The organism is Labilibaculum antarcticum, from assembly GCF_002356295.1.
GTDB lineage: Bacteria > Bacteroidota > Bacteroidia > Bacteroidales > Marinifilaceae > Labilibaculum > Labilibaculum antarcticum.
In genome coordinates this window covers 4,240,883-4,263,681 of the sequence record NZ_AP018042.1, presented here as the reverse complement: position 1 = coordinate 4,263,681, position 22,799 = coordinate 4,240,883, and the positions used below count along the sequence as shown (strand labels likewise).

General features: G+C 34.9%; 13 protein-coding genes. 1 reads left to right on the top strand and 12 read right to left on the bottom strand.

All coding sequences use genetic code 11. The features are described from left to right. Nucleotides 1-30: 30 nt before the first annotated feature. The 6 genes from ALGA_RS16895 to ALGA_RS23665 form a co-directional block, all read right to left on the bottom strand. On the bottom strand, nucleotides 31-2,343 hold the full coding sequence (locus tag ALGA_RS16895; RefSeq protein WP_197705599.1) for a chondroitinase-B domain-containing protein: 2,313 nt from the start codon (nucleotides 2,341-2,343) through the stop codon (nucleotides 31-33). Nucleotides 2,344-2,392: 49 nt separating this feature from the next. After that, nucleotides 2,393-4,645: an alginate lyase family protein gene (locus ALGA_RS16890; protein ID WP_096431167.1), complete on the bottom strand. Its 2,253-nt coding sequence runs from the start codon at nucleotides 4,643-4,645 to the stop codon at nucleotides 2,393-2,395. Between the two features lie 322 nt (nucleotides 4,646-4,967). Further along, nucleotides 4,968-6,497 (bottom strand): RagB/SusD family nutrient uptake outer membrane protein, encoded by a 1,530-nt coding sequence (locus ALGA_RS16885; protein ID WP_096431165.1) that lies wholly within the window; start codon nucleotides 6,495-6,497, stop codon nucleotides 4,968-4,970. A gap of 12 nt (nucleotides 6,498-6,509) precedes the next feature. After that, nucleotides 6,510-9,527 carry a SusC/RagA family TonB-linked outer membrane protein gene (locus ALGA_RS16880; protein ID WP_096431163.1) on the bottom strand — a complete coding sequence of 1,006 codons (3,018 nt, stop codon included), beginning with the start codon at nucleotides 9,525-9,527 and terminating at the stop codon, nucleotides 6,510-6,512. Between the two features lie 188 nt (nucleotides 9,528-9,715). Continuing rightward, entirely contained in the window at nucleotides 9,716-10,429 is a 714-nt protein-coding gene (locus ALGA_RS16875) for a FadR/GntR family transcriptional regulator (RefSeq protein WP_096431161.1), read from the bottom strand. A gap of 447 nt (nucleotides 10,430-10,876) precedes the next feature. Further along, nucleotides 10,877-11,122, bottom strand: coding sequence for an integrase core domain-containing protein (locus ALGA_RS23665; protein ID WP_197705598.1), 246 nt, complete (start codon nucleotides 11,120-11,122; stop codon nucleotides 10,877-10,879). A gap of 1,124 nt (nucleotides 11,123-12,246) precedes the next feature. On the opposite strand from ALGA_RS23665, the gene ALGA_RS16865 reads away from it, so the two are divergent. Beyond that, nucleotides 12,247-13,737: an acyl-CoA dehydrogenase family protein gene (locus ALGA_RS16865; protein ID WP_096431159.1), complete on the top strand. Its 1,491-nt coding sequence runs from the start codon at nucleotides 12,247-12,249 to the stop codon at nucleotides 13,735-13,737. A 698-nt stretch (nucleotides 13,738-14,435) separates the two neighbouring features. On the opposite strand, the gene ALGA_RS16860 is transcribed toward ALGA_RS16865, so the two are convergent. From ALGA_RS16860 to ALGA_RS16835, 6 genes are all read right to left on the bottom strand, one after another. Beyond that, nucleotides 14,436-16,709, bottom strand: coding sequence for a heparinase II/III family protein (locus tag ALGA_RS16860; protein WP_096431157.1), 2,274 nt, complete (start codon nucleotides 16,707-16,709; stop codon nucleotides 14,436-14,438). Between the two features lie 212 nt (nucleotides 16,710-16,921). Continuing rightward, the gene (locus ALGA_RS16855; RefSeq protein WP_096431155.1) at nucleotides 16,922-17,800 is read right to left on the bottom strand and encodes a polysaccharide lyase family 7 protein; all 879 of its coding nucleotides are present in this window, start codon (nucleotides 17,798-17,800) and stop codon (nucleotides 16,922-16,924) included. Between the two features lie 9 nt (nucleotides 17,801-17,809). After that, nucleotides 17,810-18,802 (bottom strand): polysaccharide lyase family 7 protein, encoded by a 993-nt coding sequence (locus tag ALGA_RS16850; RefSeq protein ID WP_197705597.1) that lies wholly within the window; start codon nucleotides 18,800-18,802, stop codon nucleotides 17,810-17,812. Between the two features lie 34 nt (nucleotides 18,803-18,836). Next, on the bottom strand, nucleotides 18,837-20,282 hold the full coding sequence (locus tag ALGA_RS16845; protein ID WP_145957659.1) for a hypothetical protein: 1,446 nt from the start codon (nucleotides 20,280-20,282) through the stop codon (nucleotides 18,837-18,839). Between the two features lie 73 nt (nucleotides 20,283-20,355). Further along, complete coding sequence (locus ALGA_RS16840; RefSeq protein ID WP_096431151.1) at nucleotides 20,356-21,303, bottom strand: PKD domain-containing protein; 948 nt, start codon at nucleotides 21,301-21,303, stop codon at nucleotides 20,356-20,358. 20 nt (nucleotides 21,304-21,323) lie between these two features. Continuing rightward, the gene (locus ALGA_RS16835) at nucleotides 21,324-22,799 is read right to left on the bottom strand and encodes a RagB/SusD family nutrient uptake outer membrane protein (protein WP_096431149.1); all 1,476 of its coding nucleotides are present in this window, start codon (nucleotides 22,797-22,799) and stop codon (nucleotides 21,324-21,326) included.

Genomic DNA, 22,799 nt, shown 5'->3' with positions numbered 1-22,799 from the left:
TTTTTAAATTTTATTATTATGACTCAAATGCTAATACAGCAGTTTTTGAGTCAGAAATTCATCTGTTACAATTTTTGACTTTCCTTGAATTGTATTTCCACTTTCCACATTATTTTTCTCTCCCCACAACCTAGCAATGAAACCTGACTGAACAGAACTAAAGGTGTTATTCAAAACCTGAACATTAACAATCCCTTGAGTTTTCAATAGAATTTCATCAGAACCACTTTTACCTGCTCGTTCAACTGTATTATTATTGAATACAAAGTTTCCGCCGATGGTAGATTCATCATATCCTCCTCTATAGAAGTCAACAAATACATTTTCAACATCACTTACTTGGTTGTTTTCTAGAATCAAAAACTCTGCATTATAGTCTCCTTTATCATCCGTTTCCGAATGTAGAATAAACCCATTAACCAAGTTTTTCATTACTGAATTAACCACTTTTACTGTATCTGTAAACGAACCTTTTTTAGATCTGTAAATGGAATTAAATCCACTTAACGTACAATCGTCAACAAACACATTTGCTGCAATTGACATATCTGCATGATTAGGTTCAAAACAGGTTAAAGTTTTTGATCCTTCAACAATTAGGTGTTTTAGATTAATATCTACACCTGGGCCTAATTCAAAGGCTGGAACATTTTCTTCCGATGTAAATTGCAGACTTACTTGCTGCTCTTTTTTACTAGAAGCAAGAACTACACTTTTATTTACTTGAATCGTTTTATTCAGCTTCAGTATGTCAGCATCAATAATGATCGTATCGCCATTATTTGCTTTTTCAAATGAAGCATAAAGATCCTCACTCGATTTCACAGTAACACGCTTTGCATTTGCATTCCCCTTTGAAACTACAAACCAAGATGGTCCATACTTATCAACATCAATCACTTTATATTTTGCATCCTTAACTGCACAAATTGCACCCGCTTGATTTGCACTACGGCTATTTGAGAATATATCGTTATTTATAGTGGAAAAATCGAATCCGTCGAACAGTTTGGCATTAGAATCTGCTAATTGAACAAAAGGCACATTCGATTGCCCATTACTAACATTCATTTCTGTATTAATAAAACCATCTATATTTTCAACACCCTCAACTCCACTTACATAGTTATATTTAAAATCAATATCACCCGGAGTGTCATAATATTTTACGATAGCTTTACTTACCGTTTTGCTATTATAAATGATATTATTAGCAACTGTTGTTCGAATAGGAAGTGCTGATCTAATCTCTGATTTTGGCAAAACATCACTCTTATTTACATTAGAACCGACACTAAACTGCAATGGACTAATACAATCAACCCAACTATTATGGGCTATTACCACATCTGTAACCTGGTTGTATCTGTTTAATGGTGATTTTGGAATTCCATTCATTACAGCAATAGCACTGCGAAATTCGTTTCCTTTTAAGTTGTAGAAATAATTGTTGGTAATCCAGTGACCCGTATTAATCACTCTTACTCCTCCAATATTATCTGAATTATCATCTCCAATAAACCAGTTGGAATCGATAGTAGCATAATTCCCATGACGCAATACAAGCGATCCTTCGCACTTATAAAAAACGTTATTGATGAATTGATTGTAATTCGATTTACTGGAAATAACCTCTACCTCACCATTACACCTGTCTAAAAAATTATCTCTTACTTCAATAAAAGCAGGAACCATTGATGTATAACTATCACCTAATTGCATTGTTTCACCTCTTGGTCCTCCTCTTCTTGGACGTGGGCCAAAATAATTATGAGCGATTACGTGATGACAATTTGCATGTTGATTTCCCTCTAATTCAGCTCTAACTGTTGGTCCATTATTAGACTTTCCAGCTATATAACAAGATAGCAACTGGTTACGCTGTCCCCAGAATTCTACCCAATGATCTTTTTTTCTTCTATCTAATTGCGTAAAATTCTCAATGACACAATTTACCACCTTACAATCGTATGCCGCATTCTCTTTGTCGCTTTTAAATTGAATAACACTATTAATAGGTGTATAACCATTTCGGAAGTACAGATCGTGAACCTCAAGATAATGACCAGCAATTTTTAAAAATGATTGTCCCTCAATAAAAACTTGTCCTGGAGTTTCTGCTTTTAAAACGATAGGTTTATCGACTAAACCCTTGGCCTTAAAATCTATTTCAGCATCTTTCCAAATACCATTTGACATTACAATAACATCTCCTGGTTGAGCTTTATCAATAGCCGATTTTAACTCAGTCATATTACTAACCACACTTCCTAAATTGCTTCCGCAAGAAGTTAGAATGAATAAGGCTAGAGTTAGAATACTTATAGATTTAAACAATTTCATGTTGTTTCCTTTTTATGTATTTGAATTCGTTTTCTTGTCAGTTTCGTAATTATTTGGATTGTATAAAATGATACGCACCGCTCCACATGTAATCAGTTCCATTTACATTTAGCTGATGCTTACTGTCTTTGCAAGCCTCTTGATTCGCAAGAATCAACACCCACTTATTCTCTTTTTTATCTTGAAAAGCGACTGCAGTATACTCATCGGTATTCACTAAAAGATCTACTTTTGAAATACTACTAAAAGCATTGTCTGCAAACTCTGTTACTCTATCGTACTTTCCATGAACTTCAACTACCGATACAAACACTGCATCTTTTTGTTGATTTTTTCGAATGATAAAAGCGGGTTCTTGTCGAAGATTAAAATTAGGATCATTAGCTCCTAGACGTACCAATAACAGTTTATCCTCAGGACTCACATAGCTTGTTAATGAATAGAACCGATTATTTGCAAGCCAGCTTACTTTTGCATTACCTCCCTTTACCTGGCCTTCTGCTTCCAGTCTCAGATGCTGATATCCGTAAGATTCCCCCATTTTTGTAAGCACTTCGGGACACTGATATTCATAGTTGGTAGAAAGTAGTTGCCCTGTAAAATGGTAAGGCAATTCGTATTGTTGTGCTGTATCTGAATTCACACAGAATACGTCTAATAATATTGGCTTTTCGAATCTAGTATCCGAAATCAAAGCTAAAGTTCGGTGCATTTTCACACCTGGATATGCATTGTTTTCTTTGGCCGAAATGATCTGGATATTCTCCTGGTCGGCATCAAAAAAGTAAGGTTCTGAATGAAATTTATTTCCTGTATCTGTTTTTCCACCAAAATGAGAAATTTCATTCACAACAACCGTATTGTGAGCCACAGTTTGTTTCGCCCAAGTTGTATTTTCATGTAGATATCCTCCACCGAATTTTTGTTCAATATTTACATATCGGGCAGCACCATAATCAGGAATAACTTCCCCTTTATCATCGTAAAGTGAAAAAGACAGTTTATCGAAATGACCGTGTCCCATTCCCTGAGAAGTATTTTTCATGACAAGGCAAAGTTCATTCTCGCCCTTTCCGGCACGAAGAATACCTAAGGCTCCTTCATTACCTGCTGCTCCATCTTTATAGTTGGCCGATTTCTTTTGATATGCTTTTTGTTTTCCTTCCTGAATTGCTTTAGCTACCGCTAAACCGCTATCATCTAGCATTACCTGACCTTGCTGTTCAGCCACCGATAGCAATCCTGCATCCTGACCTCCAAAGTGATAAACAATATCGACAGAAGAAACCAGTTCTCTTGACAGGTATGACATTCCCTTTAGAGCATCGTTAATCGGGAAAAACAAGCCATTAACATCTGTCAAATTCAATAGTGTTTGAACCGCTTTCACCAAAAGGCTGTCGCGATATTCAAAGATTTTTACCTCCGGACGATAATTTTCTATCGCTTCAGCAAACATCACAAAAGGATACATGGCATATCTCTGATAGTAAGGTCCTTCGGTATAATATCCGTCAGGTGAGAACAAATTGTCCAGTTGTGCAAAAAAACCAGCCTGACCTTGTCCAGGCATTTTTATCAGGCCACCATCGTTATCCTTCTGATCTGCTTTAATATTATCTGATTTTAAACCATAAAAAGCTCGGTCAATCAATTCCTGATCATTCATTACAAAACCAATCATTCCGACTGCTGCATTTCCCCAGGTACTGTGATTGTGTACACGATTATAGAATTGTGGTGAATCAACAGACAAGTGATCTGCGAAAGGACGGAAAAGGTCCTTCTCTAATTTTTTTCTTTCTTTTGCCGACAACCAGTCGTACACGCAATCGTAAGCCTCACTGGTATAAACCAACCAATTGGCATCGTTCAAATTTTGCCAGAAAATTTTCCCTGGCGCATACGACCTGTTTGCGGGATGCAATCCCAATGTTGGATACATTTTAGCATACTCCATCAACATATCGCGTACATAAACGGCATATTTTTCATCCTGGGTAATTTGAAATAAAACCCCAGCCTTTTGCATTAGCACATAGTTTTTCTTATGACGATTATGAGTATATCCGCCAGCCATATCCTTAGGCACAGGAACATCAATTCCTTTTAGCATTTCACCATCCACCAAGTCGATTGCCTGCTGAAGTGATGATTGTAACATAGGCAATTGACTCAACTGCTCTCTTATTTCTACAACTCCCTTTTTCGTTAAAATTAAATTAGGATGAGTTTGAGAATAAGCCCAATTAGCAAGTACTATAAAAAATAGGAAGAGAATGTATGTTTTTAATTTACTCATGATCTAGTAAAGTATATTTTGTTTCTTATAAATCTATTTGTATCGATTTACCAAATTTCAAATCGATGTATTGACTCAGAACTATTCATCTCACCTCAGAAATACCTCACTTGACAATTTAGCAACCACCACTTTACTTGTGTAGCTGAAAATGATGACTATAGAATAAAAAAGGAATTTAGGTATTGGTATCTTTGGTGAAATTTAAGTCACAAATATTCTTAACAAATTAGTAGCTGTGTTGGGAGTCCATAAAACAAATCATGGACTCCTGTTCACAGTATAATTAGCACACTACTAATCTAACATTCTTTATTTTGGATTAATACCCAGCATTTTGAGGTAATAAGTTCGAATTTCTTACTAATTCATTTGCAGGTAATGGAAATAAATAATTTTGATTCGGGTTAAATTGTGCTTTTAATCCTTCTAATCCAGAAGCACTAAATACTTCATTTCCCATTTTTCTTCTAGCAATGTCGTACCATCTTTTACACTCAAAAGCCAACTCCAATTTTCGATCTTCTAAAACCAAAGTTCTAAAATTGTCTTGAGATAATCCAGAAACGTTGGCAGGGACAGCACTTGGCGTACTACCTGCTGCTCCAGATCTTGCTCTAGCTCTAACTCGATTCACATAACCTTCGGCCTCTGCAGTTCCTGGAGTAATTTCATTTAATGATTCTGCAGCAATTAGCAATACTTCTGCATAACGCATCATCAAATAATTACTATTTGTATTTCTACCATTTCCATTAGAAGCTGGTCCTGCTTTACGTGTATATTTTGCAATATGTGGACTATTTACACTTGCACCGTAGAAATTTGTAAACTCGGTATAAGGATGTACTTCACCACCAAAAACGCCTGTAGCATCAAGACTAACTGCTTTTCTATAATCTTGATCATTCCAAGTAGTATATACAGCTACAGAAGGGACCAATACAGACCAACCTCCAGAATAACCATACTGCTCATCGCTTCGAATACCTGTATATGCTGCTAAATAATCTCTCCCCTGATCTCCATCGGAAGTTCCAATAAAATCTATTACAAATATTGGTTCTTTAGAAGCATCTGTTTTAGAATAATCATATAAATCTTGAAAATCAGATTCTAAACCTAAATCATAAACCCCTTCATTATCAATAACCTCTTTGGCCTCATCATACGCGTTTTGATAGTCTCCCATGGTTAAATACACCAAGGCTAAATAAGAACTAGCCGCTGATTTAGCAGGTATAGATCTCGCTACTTGGGTATTTGGCAACCATTCTTTAGCGAACTCTAAATCTGCAATAATATTTGTATATACATCAGCAGCTGAAGTTTTGCTAATAATAGCTGCTGCTTGTACATCTGTTACCGGTTCAGTTAAATAAGGAATAGCTCCAAATTGTCTTACTAAATGAAAATACGTAAATGCTCTTGCAAAATAAGCTTGCGCAATAATTGCATTTTCTTCAGCAGCATCGGCATCTACCAATTCTGCTCCTGCAATAGCTTGATTAGCAGCGCCAATAATTTGATAACATTTTGGCCAATAATTAGCAATATTTGAATTATCAGCTAGAAGACTTACGTCATTAAACTGAATTCTTTCTGCCTGTGTAACGGCAGGATTAAGATCTACCATGTCACTGCCCAACATAAGAGACATTGACATCGCTCTGGACATAAAATATCTATGTTGCATATGGCCATAAGCACCATTTACAGCAATTTGTATTTTATCTAAGGATGTAAAAAAAGTTTCAGGTGCTAATAAACCTACAGGCTCTTCCTCTAAATCTGAACATCCAAACATTGATAATCCTATCAATAATAATAATAAATATTTATATTTTTTCATTATCTGTTTTTTTTAAAATTTTACCTGAAGGCTAAAAGTCATTGATTTAACAGTTGGATAATTTCCAAAATCAAACCCTTGAGTTGTATTACTTGCTCCGCTACTTTCACCACCGGAACCAAAATAACTTACTTCAGGATCTAAACCAGAGTAATTTGTAAAAGTTAATAGATTCTGTGCACTAACAGAAAATCTAACGAAATTCAGACCTAACTTTCTAGTAATATCTGAAGGTAAACTATAGCCTAAGGCTACACTTTTCAATCTAATATAACTACCATCCTCCACAAATCGTGAAGAAATCTCTCTTCCCCTACTAGCTACAACGCGAGGTACGTCTGTGTCTGTATTTGTTGGTGTCCATGCATTTAAAACATCTTTAAGTCCATTCGAATCTCCATTATACAACTGTACATTTGTAAGATTAAAAACATCACCACCATAAGAACCTTGAAAAAAGATATTTAAATCAAAGTTTTTGTAAGTAAAAGTATTTGTAATACCCATATTCCAATCTGGATTAGGGTTTCCTATTACTTTTTGATCATCAGTAGTAATATCGCCACTACCATCTATATCTGTAAACAATGGATCTCCTGCTACGGCTCCCGCATAAGTAGCTGTACCTTCTGGCAAATCACCACCTTGGTAAACACCTTGATAATCATAGCCCCAAAAAAGACCAACTTCTTCACCTTCTCTTAAAATATGTGTACGTGAAACGCTAAAATATCCTGGCGCAGCATTCTGAAATACATCTATACCATTAATTAATGATACAACCTCGTTTTTATTTGTAGACCAATTAAAATCTGTAGTCCAAGTAAAATTTTCCTTACTTATATTTCTTGTATTTAAAGAAATTTCAAATCCTCTATTATTAATCTCCCCTACATTTCTGATACTTGCTAATGTTGAGAAACCAAGATATTCTGGTTGACTTGCATCCTCTAAAAGAAGATCTTTCGTATCAATATTATAATAGTCTAATGAAAGTGAAATTTTATTATCGAGTAAGCCTAAATCTACACCAATATTTGTTTGGTAGGAAGATTCCCATTTCAAATTATCATTAGCAGCTTGATCTGGCACAACAGCACCTACAACCTGTCCATTAATTCCACTAAAAATAGGGCTTAAACTTGAAAATGATTCATAAGGACTAATTGCCTGGTTACCAGTTACACCATAACTAGCTCTTATCTTTAAATTTGAAATCTTATCATTATCTTTTAAAAAGTCTTCATTCGACACTTTCCAACCAATAGCAGCAGAAGGGAAAATGGCATATTTTTCATTTTTCGCAAAATTAGATGCCCCATCTCTTCTTACTGTAGCTGTTAATAAATATTTATCATCATAATCATAATTAACCCTACCGAATTGAGATTGAATTTCTTGTTCTGTAAAAGATGAAGTAGGTATAGAAGTAACCTCACTACCCCCTAAATTATAGTAAGAAAAACTATCATCAATAAAGCCTTGAGCACCTGCAGAAAATCTTTCTGAAGTAGTTTTTTGATAAGAATAACCTGCCAATAAGGTTAAATCACCTTTCCCTATTTCAGTTTTATAAGTCAAGTAATTCTCATTCAATACGTTTGATCTTTTAAGATTTGATATACTTGCTTTTCCACCTGTACCACCTCCAGCTGTAACAATTAATGTTGATGGTCTAAAAACCCCTACAGTTTGATTTGTTGTACTATAACCAAACGTAGTTCTAAAAGTAAGACCTTCTATAATATCATAATTTGCAGATAAATTTGCTCTGTTAATATCTGTTTTAGTTCTATTTACAGCTTCAGTAGCAACGGCATACGGATTATCAATATTATCACCTATCGTATTAGTTGTATTTAAACCGTTTTCATCTTTTATTCCTAAATCTGGCATAAATCTAAACATCAATGAAATAACATCATCTCCACCACCATTGGCTGTTTCACCAGTTGATTGTGTAGAAACTCCATCTTTATCTCCTCTACTGCTATAAAGATTAAAACCTAATTTCAATTTATCCGTTACTTGCGCCTCAATATTTGACAAGAAAGTTAGTTTCTCATAATTTGAATTGATAACAACCCCTTCTTGTTTAAAATAATTAGCTGAAGCATAAAAGTTAATTTTATCACTTCCTCCTGAAAAAGAAAATTGATGATTCTGAGTACTACCTTGTCTATACAATAGGTCTTGCCAATCTGTATCTTCAGGTCCTTGAACATAGCTAGGATTTGATATCTGTTGATAAGCTGCAAATTCAGCTGCATTTAATAAATCTAGTTTATCTGCAGTATTTTGAATAGAATAATTAGAGTTAACTTCAACAGATAACTTACCACTTTTACCTTTTTTTGTAGTTACTAAAACAACCCCGTTTGAACCTCTAGAACCATATATCGCGGTTGCTGATGCATCTTTCAAAATCTCCATAGATTGAATGTCATTTGACTGTGGCATCGTTGCACCTACAAAACCATCGACAACAATAAGTGGAGCACTACTTGCATTAATAGACGTATTTCCTCTAATTTTTATACTGATAGGGGCTCCAGGCTCACCACCATTATTAGATTGTACAACAACACCAGCTGCACGTCCTTGAAGCGCTTGTGCTGCATCTAGCACAGGAAATGCATTTATTTCACTAGACTTAACCGAAGATACAGAACCTGTTACATCACTTTTTCTACGAGCTCCGTAACCGACTACAATAACCTCATCAAGACTTTCTGTATCCGACTCCATTAGCACATCAAAAGTAGTTAATGAACCCACCGGCTTTTCAACAGGAACATAACCTATAAATGAGAAAACCATGATACTTTCTTCTCCAGCAACACTTAATGTGTAATTTCCATCAAAATCAGTAACAGTACCATTTGTCGTTCCCTTTTCATATACACTCACTCCTATTAAAGGAGAGTTATCTACTTTATCAACAACATTCCCCGAAATCGTTTGCTGAGCAAACAGATAGGAAGAGAATCCTGTTAACAAAACCATTAGCATTAGGATTTTTCTTTTCATTTCACTTTAATTTAGTAAAATTAGTTAGTTATTAGATTTTTTATTCGACACTTAAAAAAAGTTAAACAATGCACAGGGCCCATTGCAACACGGTTCAACAGAAAAGTGCTTAACGATAATTTGAATACTACTTTGTATTCGCACACTTGGTTTAATAATTGGAAATCCATTCCCTAAACCAAGTGATTTCAGAGATTTAATTTTCTTTTACTGAATTCCAGAACATCCTTAAGATGCTCATTCATATAATCTGTTGCCACATCTGAATCCTGATTTACAATTGCTTCTAAGATATTTTGATGCTCGTTTAATGATTTTTCAGCTTCCTCTTTAACACAAACCTTTTCACGACGATAAATCTCAAGAATATCAGGTAAAACAATTAACATTAGAGCTTTAATCACAGAATTGTGACATGCTTCGACAATTTTTAAATGAAATATGAAATCTTCCTGTTCGGCAGGCAGATTATTCATCACCTTCTCCTCGAAATTGGCAAGAGCTTCTCTAAGTTTTAAGATGTCATTTTCAGTTCTTCTTACTGCAGCTTGCTGAACAGAAAACACCTCCATAAAGCATCTCGTTTCCACCAAGGAAAAGAAATCAGGACTTTCAATCTTCATCACATTTGTGATCAAACCAATCATAGCAACCATATCGGCACCATTAACAATTACACCACTTTGTGGATTTGCTGTTAATATACCGTAGAACTCCAATTTTTTTATCGCATTTCTAATGTGAGTTCTACCAATACCAAATTTCTCCGAAAGCTTTCTTTCCGATGGTAATTTATCTCCTGCTTTTAAATATCCTGCAATTATCAAATCTCTGATCTGACGGATTATTTTATCAACCGGACTTTCTACCTCTATAGTTTTAAAACTCTCTAAAATTCCCATATAACGATTTTAACACGCAAGCATCTGCTCGACCTACAACTGGTAAACCAAAGCTACAATATTTTTTTTTAAACACAAAACACAAATACTTAAAGGCAATCAATAATACCGAATCACAACCGCTACATTACCTATATTTACTAGCATTGCAAACGTTGAAGTTTTTATAAAAAAAAACTATTTAAAGTGTTATTATTTGCAAAAAACCAATGGAAAAATGCAAACAGTCAATTGGTCGACCAATTGAGTCTTACTGAAATTAAAGGAAAACAAACACCATTTATTGCTCTTGATATGCAATAAAGAGAAACCCGAAAATAGGATTAGATACATTTATTACAATCTGATTGTAATATTTCATGTCGTAACAGATACCTTTAACTAGTCCTAATGATAAGCGTTACAGATTATCAAACTAAAATAAAGTATTTTCAGCACCTGTCAAATTTAAATTTTACATGTGCTGTTTTTATAGGTTTTGATCTTTATTTCTCGTTGTTTATGCATCCTATCTGGCATTCTCATATAACAAGACCAATGCGGTCTTAATACATTAAATTTTCTCACACTGTGTTTAATTAACTCTTTCATCACCGGTAGTTTTACCAGATATTGTTCTAGTAAAAATTCTTGTTTTAATATCCCATTCATTCTTTCGGCTATCGCATTGGCATAAGGATCACAACGAGGCATATGACTGCGAAGCTCAAAACCATCGTGATGGTTTTGATGCTCTTTCTTGACTTATAAGTAAGTATCTATGGCTTCTGTAATAAACCTGTCGACTTACCCCGAACAAACTACAGGCAGAAACTACTGTTTCTTTGCGGCTGCGATCGATTGTTCGGGTGAGTACTTTTTTCGAATAGGAATATTAAACTCCTTTTCTGCAATATCAATCATCATATCAAAAAGAACGGCTTTGCGATCTGAACAATCGACCTGAGCCACTCCAAAATAGTACTTCTACCTTGAATCCTATATTTTCGTTTAGCAGCTAACTGACTTAATTCTCCTCGTTCAACTTCCTGAACAACTTGAAGTTTAAAAGACATACTGTAGTCTTTTTTACTACGCTTGACGTACTGTATTTCCTTAACTTTCTCCATAACATTACTTTTTGTGTAACGCTATTTCAGGACAAGACACTTTTAAAACATAAACACAATCAACCAATGCATATTAAGAGTTAGAAAATATTGAGCCGTCTGTATTTCTACACAAAAAACGAATCAATAAATTTACCCGTATTGCAGATCTACTCGCGCGTGACAATTGATACCAACTAGGTGAATGCCATTCCAAAACCTCTCTTTTTTTAACATTTATTAATGAATTTACTCCTACATATTTTCTTTAAATTCACTATATTATACTATTAATCAACAGAATAAAGCCCATGGAGATATTTCAAAATAATCCAGACTAATTAAAAAAAGTCGCGACAAATAAATAATAAGGATTTCAACATACCTAATCCTTACATTCTTTAATCAACAATAGAAACCTAAAAGCATCTGTAAACAGACTCACTAGAATGAATGCAAAAAACCAATAACTACTTCAGATTCCTATAAAAGCTTAAACCACTATTTATCTAAATGATAATCAATCACTTTCATTCCAGATGGTTAATCTCTCTCAACTAAAAAAATAAAAGACCTTTGAGTCTTTTAAATCCGTTTATTTAGCTTATTTTTATTGCGTCTAAATCCTAATTAAAATAAGCAACCACTATTACCTACACGTAAATTGTGGTTTTAAACCTAATAACCTACTTCCTTTTGAAGTAGAATAAATTAACCAGACAAAAAATCATGAGTACAAATTTTTCTGAATACTTACAGGCTTTTGAGAAGAGCCTAAAATCTGCTTTTCACGAACGAGAGGACATTAATCAATTTAGTTCACAACGAGGCTTACCTCCTTTGGCGATGAGAGAAGTTATGTCAGTGAATCCTCTTTCAGTTGCAATTCCCGAAAATTACGGTGGTCGAGGTATTAAGGTAAAAGAATGTCTGGGTATACTATCCGCTGCAGCTTACGAATCTCTTCCTTTATCACTAACCTTTGGCATTAATATTGGTCTTTTTCTTGAACCTGTGGCTAAATACGCAAATGAAATTGTAAAAAAGGATATTTTCCAACGATTCCTAAACAAGCAGAATATGGGCGGTTTAATGATAACCGAACCTGAACACGGAAGTGGTGCTTTAAATATGCAGACCTCATACACTGAGACTGATGATCGTTTTCATATTAAAGGAACAAAACATTGGCAAGGACTTACCGGTATGGCTGACTATTGGTTAATTACATCGCGCCAGCAAAAGCAAGATGGACAACTGGGAAGAGATATCGGCTTTTTCATTTGCGATGTAACTCAAGAAAACCAACAAGTTATTGTTGAGGAGTACTACGACAACCTTGGATTATACATGATCCCTTACGGCAAAAACAAGCTGGACTTACAAATCCCAAAACAGTTCAAATTAGAACCAGAAACTACCGGTATTAAAATGATGCTTGATATTCTACATCGCAGCAGAATGCAATTCCCAGGTATGGGACTCGGTTTTATAAAAAGAATGATGGATGAAGCTTTGGATCAATGTAAAAACAGAATGGTTGGTGGCAAGAGTCTAATCTCTTACGATCAGGTACAATTTCAAATTGCTAAAATTCAGAGTGCCTTTACGATATGTTCTGCATTTTGCGCAAGAAGCAGCACAAAAAGCAGTATCGAAAATGATCTTTCGGCAGATGGAATTGAGGCCAACAGTGTAAAAACCATTGTGACTGATTTAATGCAGGAATCTGCCCAGACGCTGGTTCAACTATCTGGTGCAAAAGGCTATCGCCTTAGTCATATTGGCGGTAGAGGAATTGTAGATAGTCGCCCGTTTCAAATTTTTGAAGGAGCAAATGAAATGCTCTACACTCAAATTTCGGAAATGGTAATAAAACTAATGAAGAAGAAAAAGGAATTCAACTTGTTTCAATTTCTAAAAAACTTCGATTTAACAAGTAAAGCATCTGAATTCTTTAAAAAGCAAACCAATTTTTCTTTAAACACCGATTTACCACAACGTAAATTAGTTGATCTGGGAAGAGCAATAGGTAGAATTGTATCGGCAGGATTAGTAATTGACCTCGATGAAAAAGGATTCAGAAAAGACTTAATTGAAAACTGTTTATCTTCTCTTGATCAAGACATAAGTAACCTGATCTATTCTTACCACAACAACAGTAAAATTACGAGTGTTAATGAATATCAAGACGGAAGTTCCTGGCTTGAATTCTCCTAATACTCTATTCTCAACAAATCGAATCTTAAAAACAATGGCCATCTGCTGCAGATGGCCATTACTATTTTCAAGCAATAGAAAACGATTTTCTATTACCATTAAATCTCCCGCTTCATTCCTCTGGTCTTAAGTTTACTTTCTTCACTACAATAAATGCCAGTATTGCAATCACACTCATAAAACTCTCTCATATCTCTTTTACACCTTGTCTCCATAACAAAGGAAAGGCACCCCGAATTACCGAAGATGCCTTCCAATTGTCTACATACTAAAAAGTTTTAGGGTTATTAATAATCGACCATTTAATCAATTCATCGAATACTTCATGTGCAAAATCGCCACGTTTCCAAGAATAATATCAGTACCAATTAGCGTTCGTTGATTTCTATCTACTCCTATAAATTCCGCCATGTTATAAAGACAACTTTTTAGTGTTGGTTCTGAAAGTATGACAATCTGATAATTAGAATTTTAGCTTGCATTACAAAATAATAAACAGCGCTACCTTCCCAAAAATCTTCACGAACCGGACTAAATACATCAATCAGAATACCTTCCTCCAGGCAAATAGCACCATGAGGCAAATTCGGCTTAATGTAAACACCATCTCCTTCTTCTACAAGCTTAACATCATCACCAATTGTGAACTTAAACTTACCATTTGCATAATAAAAGGATTGTGAAGTATATCTTGTTTCTTATAAATCTATTTGAACTGATTTTCCAGGTTCTAAGTCTATATACTGACTTGATACCGTTAACCGAACTCCTAAGATACCGCAATTGGTAACATTCCAGCTGCCTTTTTCCCATTTTAGGAGCAAATCACTTTTCTTGTTTGTTGTCATCACATCACCAGATTTGAATTGAATTTTTGATCCATCGAATAACAGAATCACCTTATCTTTTGCTAGAACCAAAGATGCATCTGACTCTAAATATTCTGTTTTATTTATTTGATCTGATTTGCTGATTTGCCAGCCACACAGTTTTAAGTTTTCATATTGATCTTGCTTCTGAATTCGCTCCTCAAATCCTTTAAAGGGAAATAACAAGCTTGAATAAGTTGCTTTGTTCATTTTTTCTGATTCGAACACTATACGCCCTTTTCCTCGGGCAGAACCTTTTGTAATTACATTCGGAACATCTCCCAATTGAATGATATCTAAGCCTGCTCCATTTGGAAATACAGATCGAACATGCACTTTATTTTCAGTGTCGTAATGCCCTTGCCAAACTTGCTGATAGTTGTGTTGAGTTCCATCGGAAATGAAATGATCACGAACCAACCAAAAACCATCTTTCAAAAAGAAAACCTGACGAAAAGTCTCAACACCCATATCCTTATATCCATCATGTGTACCAATAAAGAAATCAACTTGATCGCCTTTTGTCCAGTTCAACACTTTTGGAACTGGCAACTGTCCCCATTTTCCGAATCCACTGCCACCTTTATTGCCTGTCCATTTTCTACCATGAGGAACAGAATCAACCAGACCTACATTTTTTGTCCAAGAGTTCTTGAACTCCTCTAAATCCTCTAAATAATATCTCACCTGATAATTTGGCAAAACCATATTGCCATATGCATAGGCTTGTACTCCCAACATATCTCCATGCTGATGATCTGGTTTTTCTTCTGTTATTCCGGCACTTATAGCCATATACAAATCATCTTTCTCCCAGCCATTTCGCATGATATAGTAACCAGTCTCGGGCAACTCCGTACTCTTAAGCTTGGGTTTAGATGCTTTTCTATTTTTGAAATCTTCAAGCTGAGCATTACTCAACAACCAGTAATACTTTGAAGGAAGTTTCTTTCCAGCAAAATATTTAAATTCTTTATTGGCAATTAGTACTGATCCTAAAGCCATAATATCTTCAATTTTATTGTACTCAGCCCACGGATCATTCGTATCATCCTGAAAGACTGGTGCATTTTTAGTTGGCAATGCTATTTTTACGAATACCTGAAACATTGCTTTTAATCTTTGATCCCATATTGGGTTGAGGCTTACGCCATTCATTTTTGCTAACTGATATGGATAGAAGTAATTATCGATATCATCAATGTGATAATGTACAGATCTCTCAAATTGAAATCCATCGGCATAAACTTCCTTTTCCAGATGTTCTTCCAATCGATTGGTAGCTCGGGTCCACCATTCATCTGCACCTTTAAATTCTTTGAATAGAATCGCTAACATTCCCAAAGCACTCATGCCCCTGGTTTGATGATTGCCTTCGCGATACTCTGAATTGTGATGGTATAATTTAGCACCTGTGTGCAAAAAATTCTTAATCATGACAAGCTGCTCTTGCCAGGTATATTGATCGGATGCCAATAAACATTGATGAGCAAACAGCCAGTTGTACATTCTGTTTCCGGCTCTGTAAGCTTCATAAGCACCATTTCCATCTGCAATAGTCTCTACTTTCCCTTGATTAAAAGCTTCATTTAATGATTCCGCCTGTTTGGGTATGTAGTGCAGATAAGTAGTGTCGTTTGTAAAATAAAAAAGCAATGCAATATCTCCAGCCTTGTGCTGTCTTGTTAAATGCCTGTATGGATATGAACTCACCTCTTCCCCTTTTAAATTAGTAAAAGGTATTTTCCATTCGGTCCATGCAGGATACAATTCAAGATGTTGCTTTGCTTTCTTTTCATGGTATTCAAATCTGCCGGAATACATCTTGTTATACTCCTCGAAACGCTGACGAAAATCATTAGAACTGAAAAAATAACGATCCGATAATTTATGTTTAAAATACTGAGTTAAGGCAATTAATGCCTTATCTTCTTTGCCTGCTTGGTAGGTAGACTGAATCTTTTTCAGTTCAGTATTCGACTCAACATTCAACATACTGACTAATTCCGCATTTCCTAAGACATGATCGTGTGGAATAATAAGATCTTGAGCTGAAACGGTTAAAGTAATCAGTAAAAAGATAAAAGTAAGATATTTAGCCATATTCTTTAATGCAATTTGATACACAATACTTATTTGTAACTATGGATGGATTGTGTTAGTATGGAGTCCGCAAGTCGGCTTGCGAACTTCATTACTTTTTTACTAACACTAATTCACCACTAATTTAATATTCTCTATTTTTTAGTTAGTTCACCATTACTCACATTGATTTCTGTTTGTGGGATTGGAATTGGAAGTAAAGAATCCTGTATTTAATCATGATTCACTTCTAATTCAAAGTATTTAACTTTTGAAAAAGCATCAGAATCTTTTGTAACTAAATAATTCCCTGCCTTAAAATAGTTTTCGAATACACCCCATTTTTCAATGTGAATATCATCATATACAACTGACTCATTATCATTCAGAATAACCTCCATTCTTCCATCGGTAACTATCACTTCTAAAGTGAATTGTTCAAAACCAACAGATTCTGAAAAAGTGTGTCCATCATCATCTCCCCAAGCATCTGTTTCAAGTAAGTCTTCATAAGAAGCATTTAGATCTTTTAGAACTTTTGTTTTTACTCTAACAAATCCATCAGTCCAATATATTTTTAGCATTGGAGGTGCATTGTTATCGTTTTCTCCTATTAAATCTCTCTGCTCATCAGTTAACCTACCATGAATTTGCATAATGATGGCTCTGTGATATTCCCCTTCGTCATCTTTAGAAATATCTGACATGGCCAAAGTTCCTTTCATAGATCCACCCTGAGCAAATGTCCAATTCGTTTCCCCTTTATCTTCGGGGTTCATTAACTCTCTTAATTCAGTTCTTGAGTAAGCCGTATTGGTAGTCGTTGCTTCTGGATAAGTATAAAACACTAATGCTCCTTCTATAGAATCATTATACATAAAAGGTTTTAGCGTTTCATTAGTTGCATAATCTAATATTTCTGGAGGTAATACTTCCGATGGGTTTCCAATCGGAAGTGTTACTTTCCAGTTGCTTAAATCTATTTCTGGTACTTCATACCGAACATCATCTTCAACATTAGGCTCATCATTATTTTTATGACAGCTTTCTACAATAAGCACGAAAGGAATCATTAGAAACAATAATATATAATAGCTTTTTCTCTTTAACATTTAAAAAAATTAATGACTGACACTTAACTCATAAAATTTTACAGATGAATAAGCTCCTTCATCTCTGGTTTGAAAATAATTTCCAGCTTTAAAGTAGTTTTCAAAAATCCCCCATTTTTTCATGTGAACATTTTCATAAACTTTATATTCATTTTTATTTAAAACAACAACCATTTTCCCATCAGAAACTTTAACCTCCAAAGTGAATTTTCTAAATCCAACTTCTTGTTCAAAATTAAATCCTTTGTCATTTCCCCAGGCATCTTCATGTAACATCTCTTCATATGAAGCATTTAAATTTTTAAGCACCTTTGTTTTAACCCGTATCTTTCCTTTATCCCAATAAATTTTTAATATTGGTGGCGCGTTATTGTCATCGGCACCAATTAAATCACGTTGTTCATTCGTTAGCCTACCGTGAATTTGCATAATAATGGTTCTATGGTATTTACCATCAGAATCTCTAGATGTTGCCTCCATCGATAATTTCCCCTTCATATAAGCTCCTTGTTTAAAGGTCCAATTCACATTATTTTCACCTGGCACTATTTGCTCTCTTAATTCGGAACGGGTATACTTGGTGTTTTTTGTTTTAGAATTCGTTGGCTTTGCGTGAAATACAATAGCTCCTCTAGTAGAATCGATATACATATAAGGTTTTGCTACCTCCATTTTTGCAAAATCTAAAATTTCAGGTGGTTCAATTTCAACTGGTTTTCCTGCATCGTTTGATACAGGTAAGGTTACTTTCCAATGGCTTAAATCTATATTAGGAAGCTTAACTTTCTTTTTCTTTCTTTTATCTCGTTTTTCAATTTTACTTTCCGATTCTGTAACGCTACTTTTCTCGTTTTGAGAAGTAGCGTTAACAGATAGAAATGCTATTAAACCAATTAGTAATATATTTCTTCGGAAGATTTTCATCTGTTTATAATTGTTTTTGGTAACAGATGAAACTCCCATGATAATAATCATTCGCGTTTGCACGAAAAATATTCTCATGGTCGTTTCATTAAATTGAATTATTTAAATGGTTCTAATCTTGATAGACTTTAACATTATCAATCCAAGCATCTACTGGAGTAACTGCATAAAACATTACTGCAACTTCACCACTATCATTAGTAGTAAATTGAAGCTGAACTAATGTTCCTCTTGTATCAGAAAATTTACCCTCAGCTATAGTTCCAACGTGATTACCTAAGTTAGAACTGATATTAGCAACAGCATCTGCACCATCAATGTAGTGATCATCTAGAACGAGCCCAACAATGCTTCTGCCTCCAATAGGATCATCAGCTTCATCACTTTTGATAGTATATTCATACTCTAAAACATAGTCAGTATTTGGCAATAAATTAAGCGCTTGGTATGCGTATCTCGAGTCAGAACTTTGAAGAGATCCTCCAGATTGACTTGCGGACCATTTTGCCCCTGCTGTTTTACTTCCGTTATCTGATTCGTCATAATTAGTCCAAGAACCATCAGAACTTGAGCCAAATGGAGTTGTGGTTCCATCTGTAAAAGTAGTAAACCTCCAATGATCTGTTTTAGCATCAAAATCTCCATTTAGAATAACGGAAGTAATTGGTTTATGTAAATAAACATTATCTACATTTAGCGTTGCAGCATCATTTGCCATACCTTCAGTACCTAATTCAAATTTTATTTCATCAAACTGAACAACCGGTGCTGAAAAATCAGTGTCCAAATCTAAATCTAAACTTACCCACTCACCATCTACTAAATCTTGATTAAAGACATACTCTGTATCTCCATTAACCAAAGTTACTTTCAACTTATTAATACCAACAGCAAAATCAGAATGAACATCTAAACGTAAGTGTGTAGCAGCAATACCTGATTCAAAAGCATCTGCAACAATAATTTCATCTAATTGAATAGATGCTGCAACCTGTTCACTTAGTCGTGAGTATTGCATTACTTTATTTCCTGATTCCATAGTAACTTCACCCTGTTGAGCAGCTCCTTTGGTAAAATCAACTCCTGCCGCTTTATATCTGTATGATATAAAAGAACCATCATTTTCAATACCATTACTATAAATATATAATACTTCCTCAAGACCTTCAGTTGGGGAGTCAGGTGCTGAAGTTACAGCTGCAACTTCATGTATAACTGTTACATCTTCCGTTTTAGTAATGCTCTCTAAACCTTCATCAGATTTTGCAGTCACTGTTATCGTATATATAACTTCTTCAACTTCGTTAGGATAATCGTAAGAAGCCGAACCTCCCGGCTCTATAGTTACAAGAGAACCGCCGTTTCCAAAGTCTACATCATAAGAAGTAACTCCGATAGCTAGTGGCTTAACAGTCATATAGGTACCATCTTCTACTCCATTCTCGTCAGGACCTGTAGTTGCCTCAAAACTTGAAAATGTAATTTCAGTAAGACCCGTCCCTACAGAACTCTCGTCCTCTGGCGATATAGTATCATCACATGATACTATAAGACCCATTATTAGCAAGGCAAATATTCCTTTTTTATATAAATCCATAATCATTTGTTGTTATTTTTTCTTTTTCTGAAAATTAGTTTGCTGGATAAACTTTAACATTATCAACATATGCATTACCCGCGGTAATATTTTGTCCATAAATCCATATAGAAACTGCACCACTAGAGTTCGTCGTAAATTCTTTTCTAACTACTGTTCCCATTCCCGCTGAAGCACTTAACTTACCATTCGCATCTGTTCCAATACTCTGTACCAATGGAGTACTATCAAAAGCATCAGCTCCATCAGTAAAGTGGCCGTCTAAAATTTCAACTATTATTTTACCTCCAGCAGTTTCAATAGAATATTCATATTCTATGAAATATTTAACTGTACGATCTACTAATGTAGGTGATACAAAAATTGGTTGGTAAGCAAATCTACTAGCTGCATTTCTTGTTCCGTCTGCATTAATAGAGGTAGTAGCCTTCCATTTTGCACCTCTTGTTTTACTAGTACCCTCTACACCATCATAGCTTGTCCAAGACCCATCACCACTAGCATCGAATGATGTTGTAGTTCCATCTGTAAAACTTGCTATTTCCCAGCCATCTCTACTATCTTCAAAAGCTCCATTTATAACATTTACTGGAAGTGCTACAAATTGATCAACTACCTCAACATCTAGTGTTACACTAGTTGCTGCATTATTTGCATCAAGAGCAGTCAATGTTACTGGATAACTTCCTTCTCCAGCTGCAAAAGTATAGGTAGGGTCTTTTTCTTCTGATGTAGCTCCACCTCCAAAGTCCCAAAGATATTTGATAGATTCCATTGACAAATTATTGAATTCTACGGTTTTGAAATCCTCTGCATCTGGAATATAAGCAAAATCAGCTACTGGTAAACTAGTATCTTCTAAAGAACCAGCCTCAGGCAAATCAAACTCGAAAGTTTCTTCACAGCTTACCGATAAAAACATTACCGATATGCACAACACCACCTTCATGGTGTTTTTGAAAATATTTAATCGATTTTTCATAATCTTTAAAGTTTTAAATATTATTGAGGATTTTGAGTTAAAATACCATCACTTAAATTAATTTCCCTTGAAGGAATTGGTAATAATAATTTTCTAATATTATAACTACTATAGCCCATTGCTTCGGCATGTGCACCCAATACTTCATGTGCAACACCAAACCTTACTAAATCAAAGAAACGATGATTTTCAAAAGCTAATTCTACTCTTCTTTCAAGCAATAAATCATCTTTAGTTAAAACTGAAGGGCGATCTGCTATAGCATCAAACCCTGCTCTAACTCTAACTTCCATAAAAGAATTTATAGCATCATTATCTGCAGTATAATCTCCACCTTCCATAATAGCCTCTGCATGCATTAATAACACATCAGAATAACGTAAAATAATCCAGTCGTTACCCGCTAGTGAAGGAGCTCCTCCATAAGTAGGAAGGTTTGTATCAGAAATGTCATACCCATCTGGTAAAAACTTTATGACTTCGGCTATCTCCGGTATAGGAAGATCAGCATCATCACCAAAAGCAGCATAAGACACAGCCGTTCTATTTCCTCCATTAGCAATAAAATCTACAGCAAGATTTGGATTAACTATATTAAGTCCATCCTGTTTACCTTGACGTTTGTAAGAAGTAAATTCAGATGAAAAACCTTGACTTTCTGCTGGGTTTCCAGATAAGTACTGAACAGCAAAAATAATTTCGTCGTTTAACTCGTTGTAGAATACATCCTTAAAATTAGATTCTAAAGCAAAACCACTGTTCATAATGTCCTCACACAATTGTTTTGCACCTGAATAGTTACGTGTTGGTTGTGTTAAGTACACTTTAGCTAAAATTCCTTGCGCCGCAGCTTTAGAAGCTCTAGACTTATGTGTGTTATCTAAATAAGTAACCCCTTCTTGTAAATCTGATACAATTTGCTCATAAACTATTGATTCCTCTATTCTAGTAAATAGCAATTCTTTTTCGTCAGCGCCAACTACAGTAGTTACCAATGGTACTGGCCCGTACAATCTTACTAAGTTAAAATATGCATACCCTCTTAAAAACTTAGCCTCGGCAGCATATTTATTAATGTTTGTAGCATCAGCCTTATCAACATATTTCAAGACATTATTTGCTCTAAAAATAATTTCAAACATAGATTGGTAATAATCTTCAGACTGAACATTATCAGCCTCCACGATATATCTTTGAAAATCAGCTCTTGAACCTTCAAGTGTTTTACTTCTTGTATTATCAGATCGGTGTTCAGTCAAAAGATACTCTAATTGTACTCCTCTATTGTATCTTGCTGAACTTGATTCAGTATTTTCATTAACCCCTTGTAGGGCATCATACATCCCAATAATTCCAGATAAAACATCATCGTCTGATTGAAAATAGCTTTCAGCAACAATAGCAGAGTCTGGTAATGGATTCAAAAACTCCTCTGTATCACAAGAACCAAATAAGATTCCTGTAATAGCAAAAAATAAAAATTTTGTATATTTCAT

Coding starts and splice junctions, on each gene's coding strand:
- ALGA_RS16895 (WP_197705599.1), bottom strand. CDS start 2,343: ATGAAATTGTTTAAATCTATAAGTATTCTAACTCTAGCCTTATTCATT.
- ALGA_RS16890 (WP_096431167.1), bottom strand. CDS start 4,645: ATGAGTAAATTAAAAACATACATTCTCTTCCTATTTTTTATAGTACTT.
- ALGA_RS16885 (WP_096431165.1), bottom strand. CDS start 6,497: ATGAAAAAATATAAATATTTATTATTATTATTGATAGGATTATCAATG.
- ALGA_RS16880 (WP_096431163.1), bottom strand. CDS start 9,527: ATGAAAAGAAAAATCCTAATGCTAATGGTTTTGTTAACAGGATTCTCT.
- ALGA_RS16875 (WP_096431161.1), bottom strand. CDS start 10,429: ATGGGAATTTTAGAGAGTTTTAAAACTATAGAGGTAGAAAGTCCGGTT.
- ALGA_RS23665 (WP_197705598.1), bottom strand. CDS start 11,122: ATGCCTCGTTGTGATCCTTATGCCAATGCGATAGCCGAAAGAATGAAT.
- ALGA_RS16865 (WP_096431159.1), top strand. CDS start 12,247: ATGAGTACAAATTTTTCTGAATACTTACAGGCTTTTGAGAAGAGCCTA.
- ALGA_RS16860 (WP_096431157.1), bottom strand. CDS start 16,709: ATGGCTAAATATCTTACTTTTATCTTTTTACTGATTACTTTAACCGTT.
- ALGA_RS16855 (WP_096431155.1), bottom strand. CDS start 17,800: ATGTTAAAGAGAAAAAGCTATTATATATTATTGTTTCTAATGATTCCT.
- ALGA_RS16850 (WP_197705597.1), bottom strand. CDS start 18,802: ATGAGAATATTTTTCGTGCAAACGCGAATGATTATTATCATGGGAGTT.
- ALGA_RS16845 (WP_145957659.1), bottom strand. CDS start 20,282: ATGGGTCTTATAGTATCATGTGATGATACTATATCGCCAGAGGACGAG.
- ALGA_RS16840 (WP_096431151.1), bottom strand. CDS start 21,303: ATGAAAAATCGATTAAATATTTTCAAAAACACCATGAAGGTGGTGTTG.
- ALGA_RS16835 (WP_096431149.1), bottom strand. CDS start 22,799: ATGAAATATACAAAATTTTTATTTTTTGCTATTACAGGAATCTTATTT.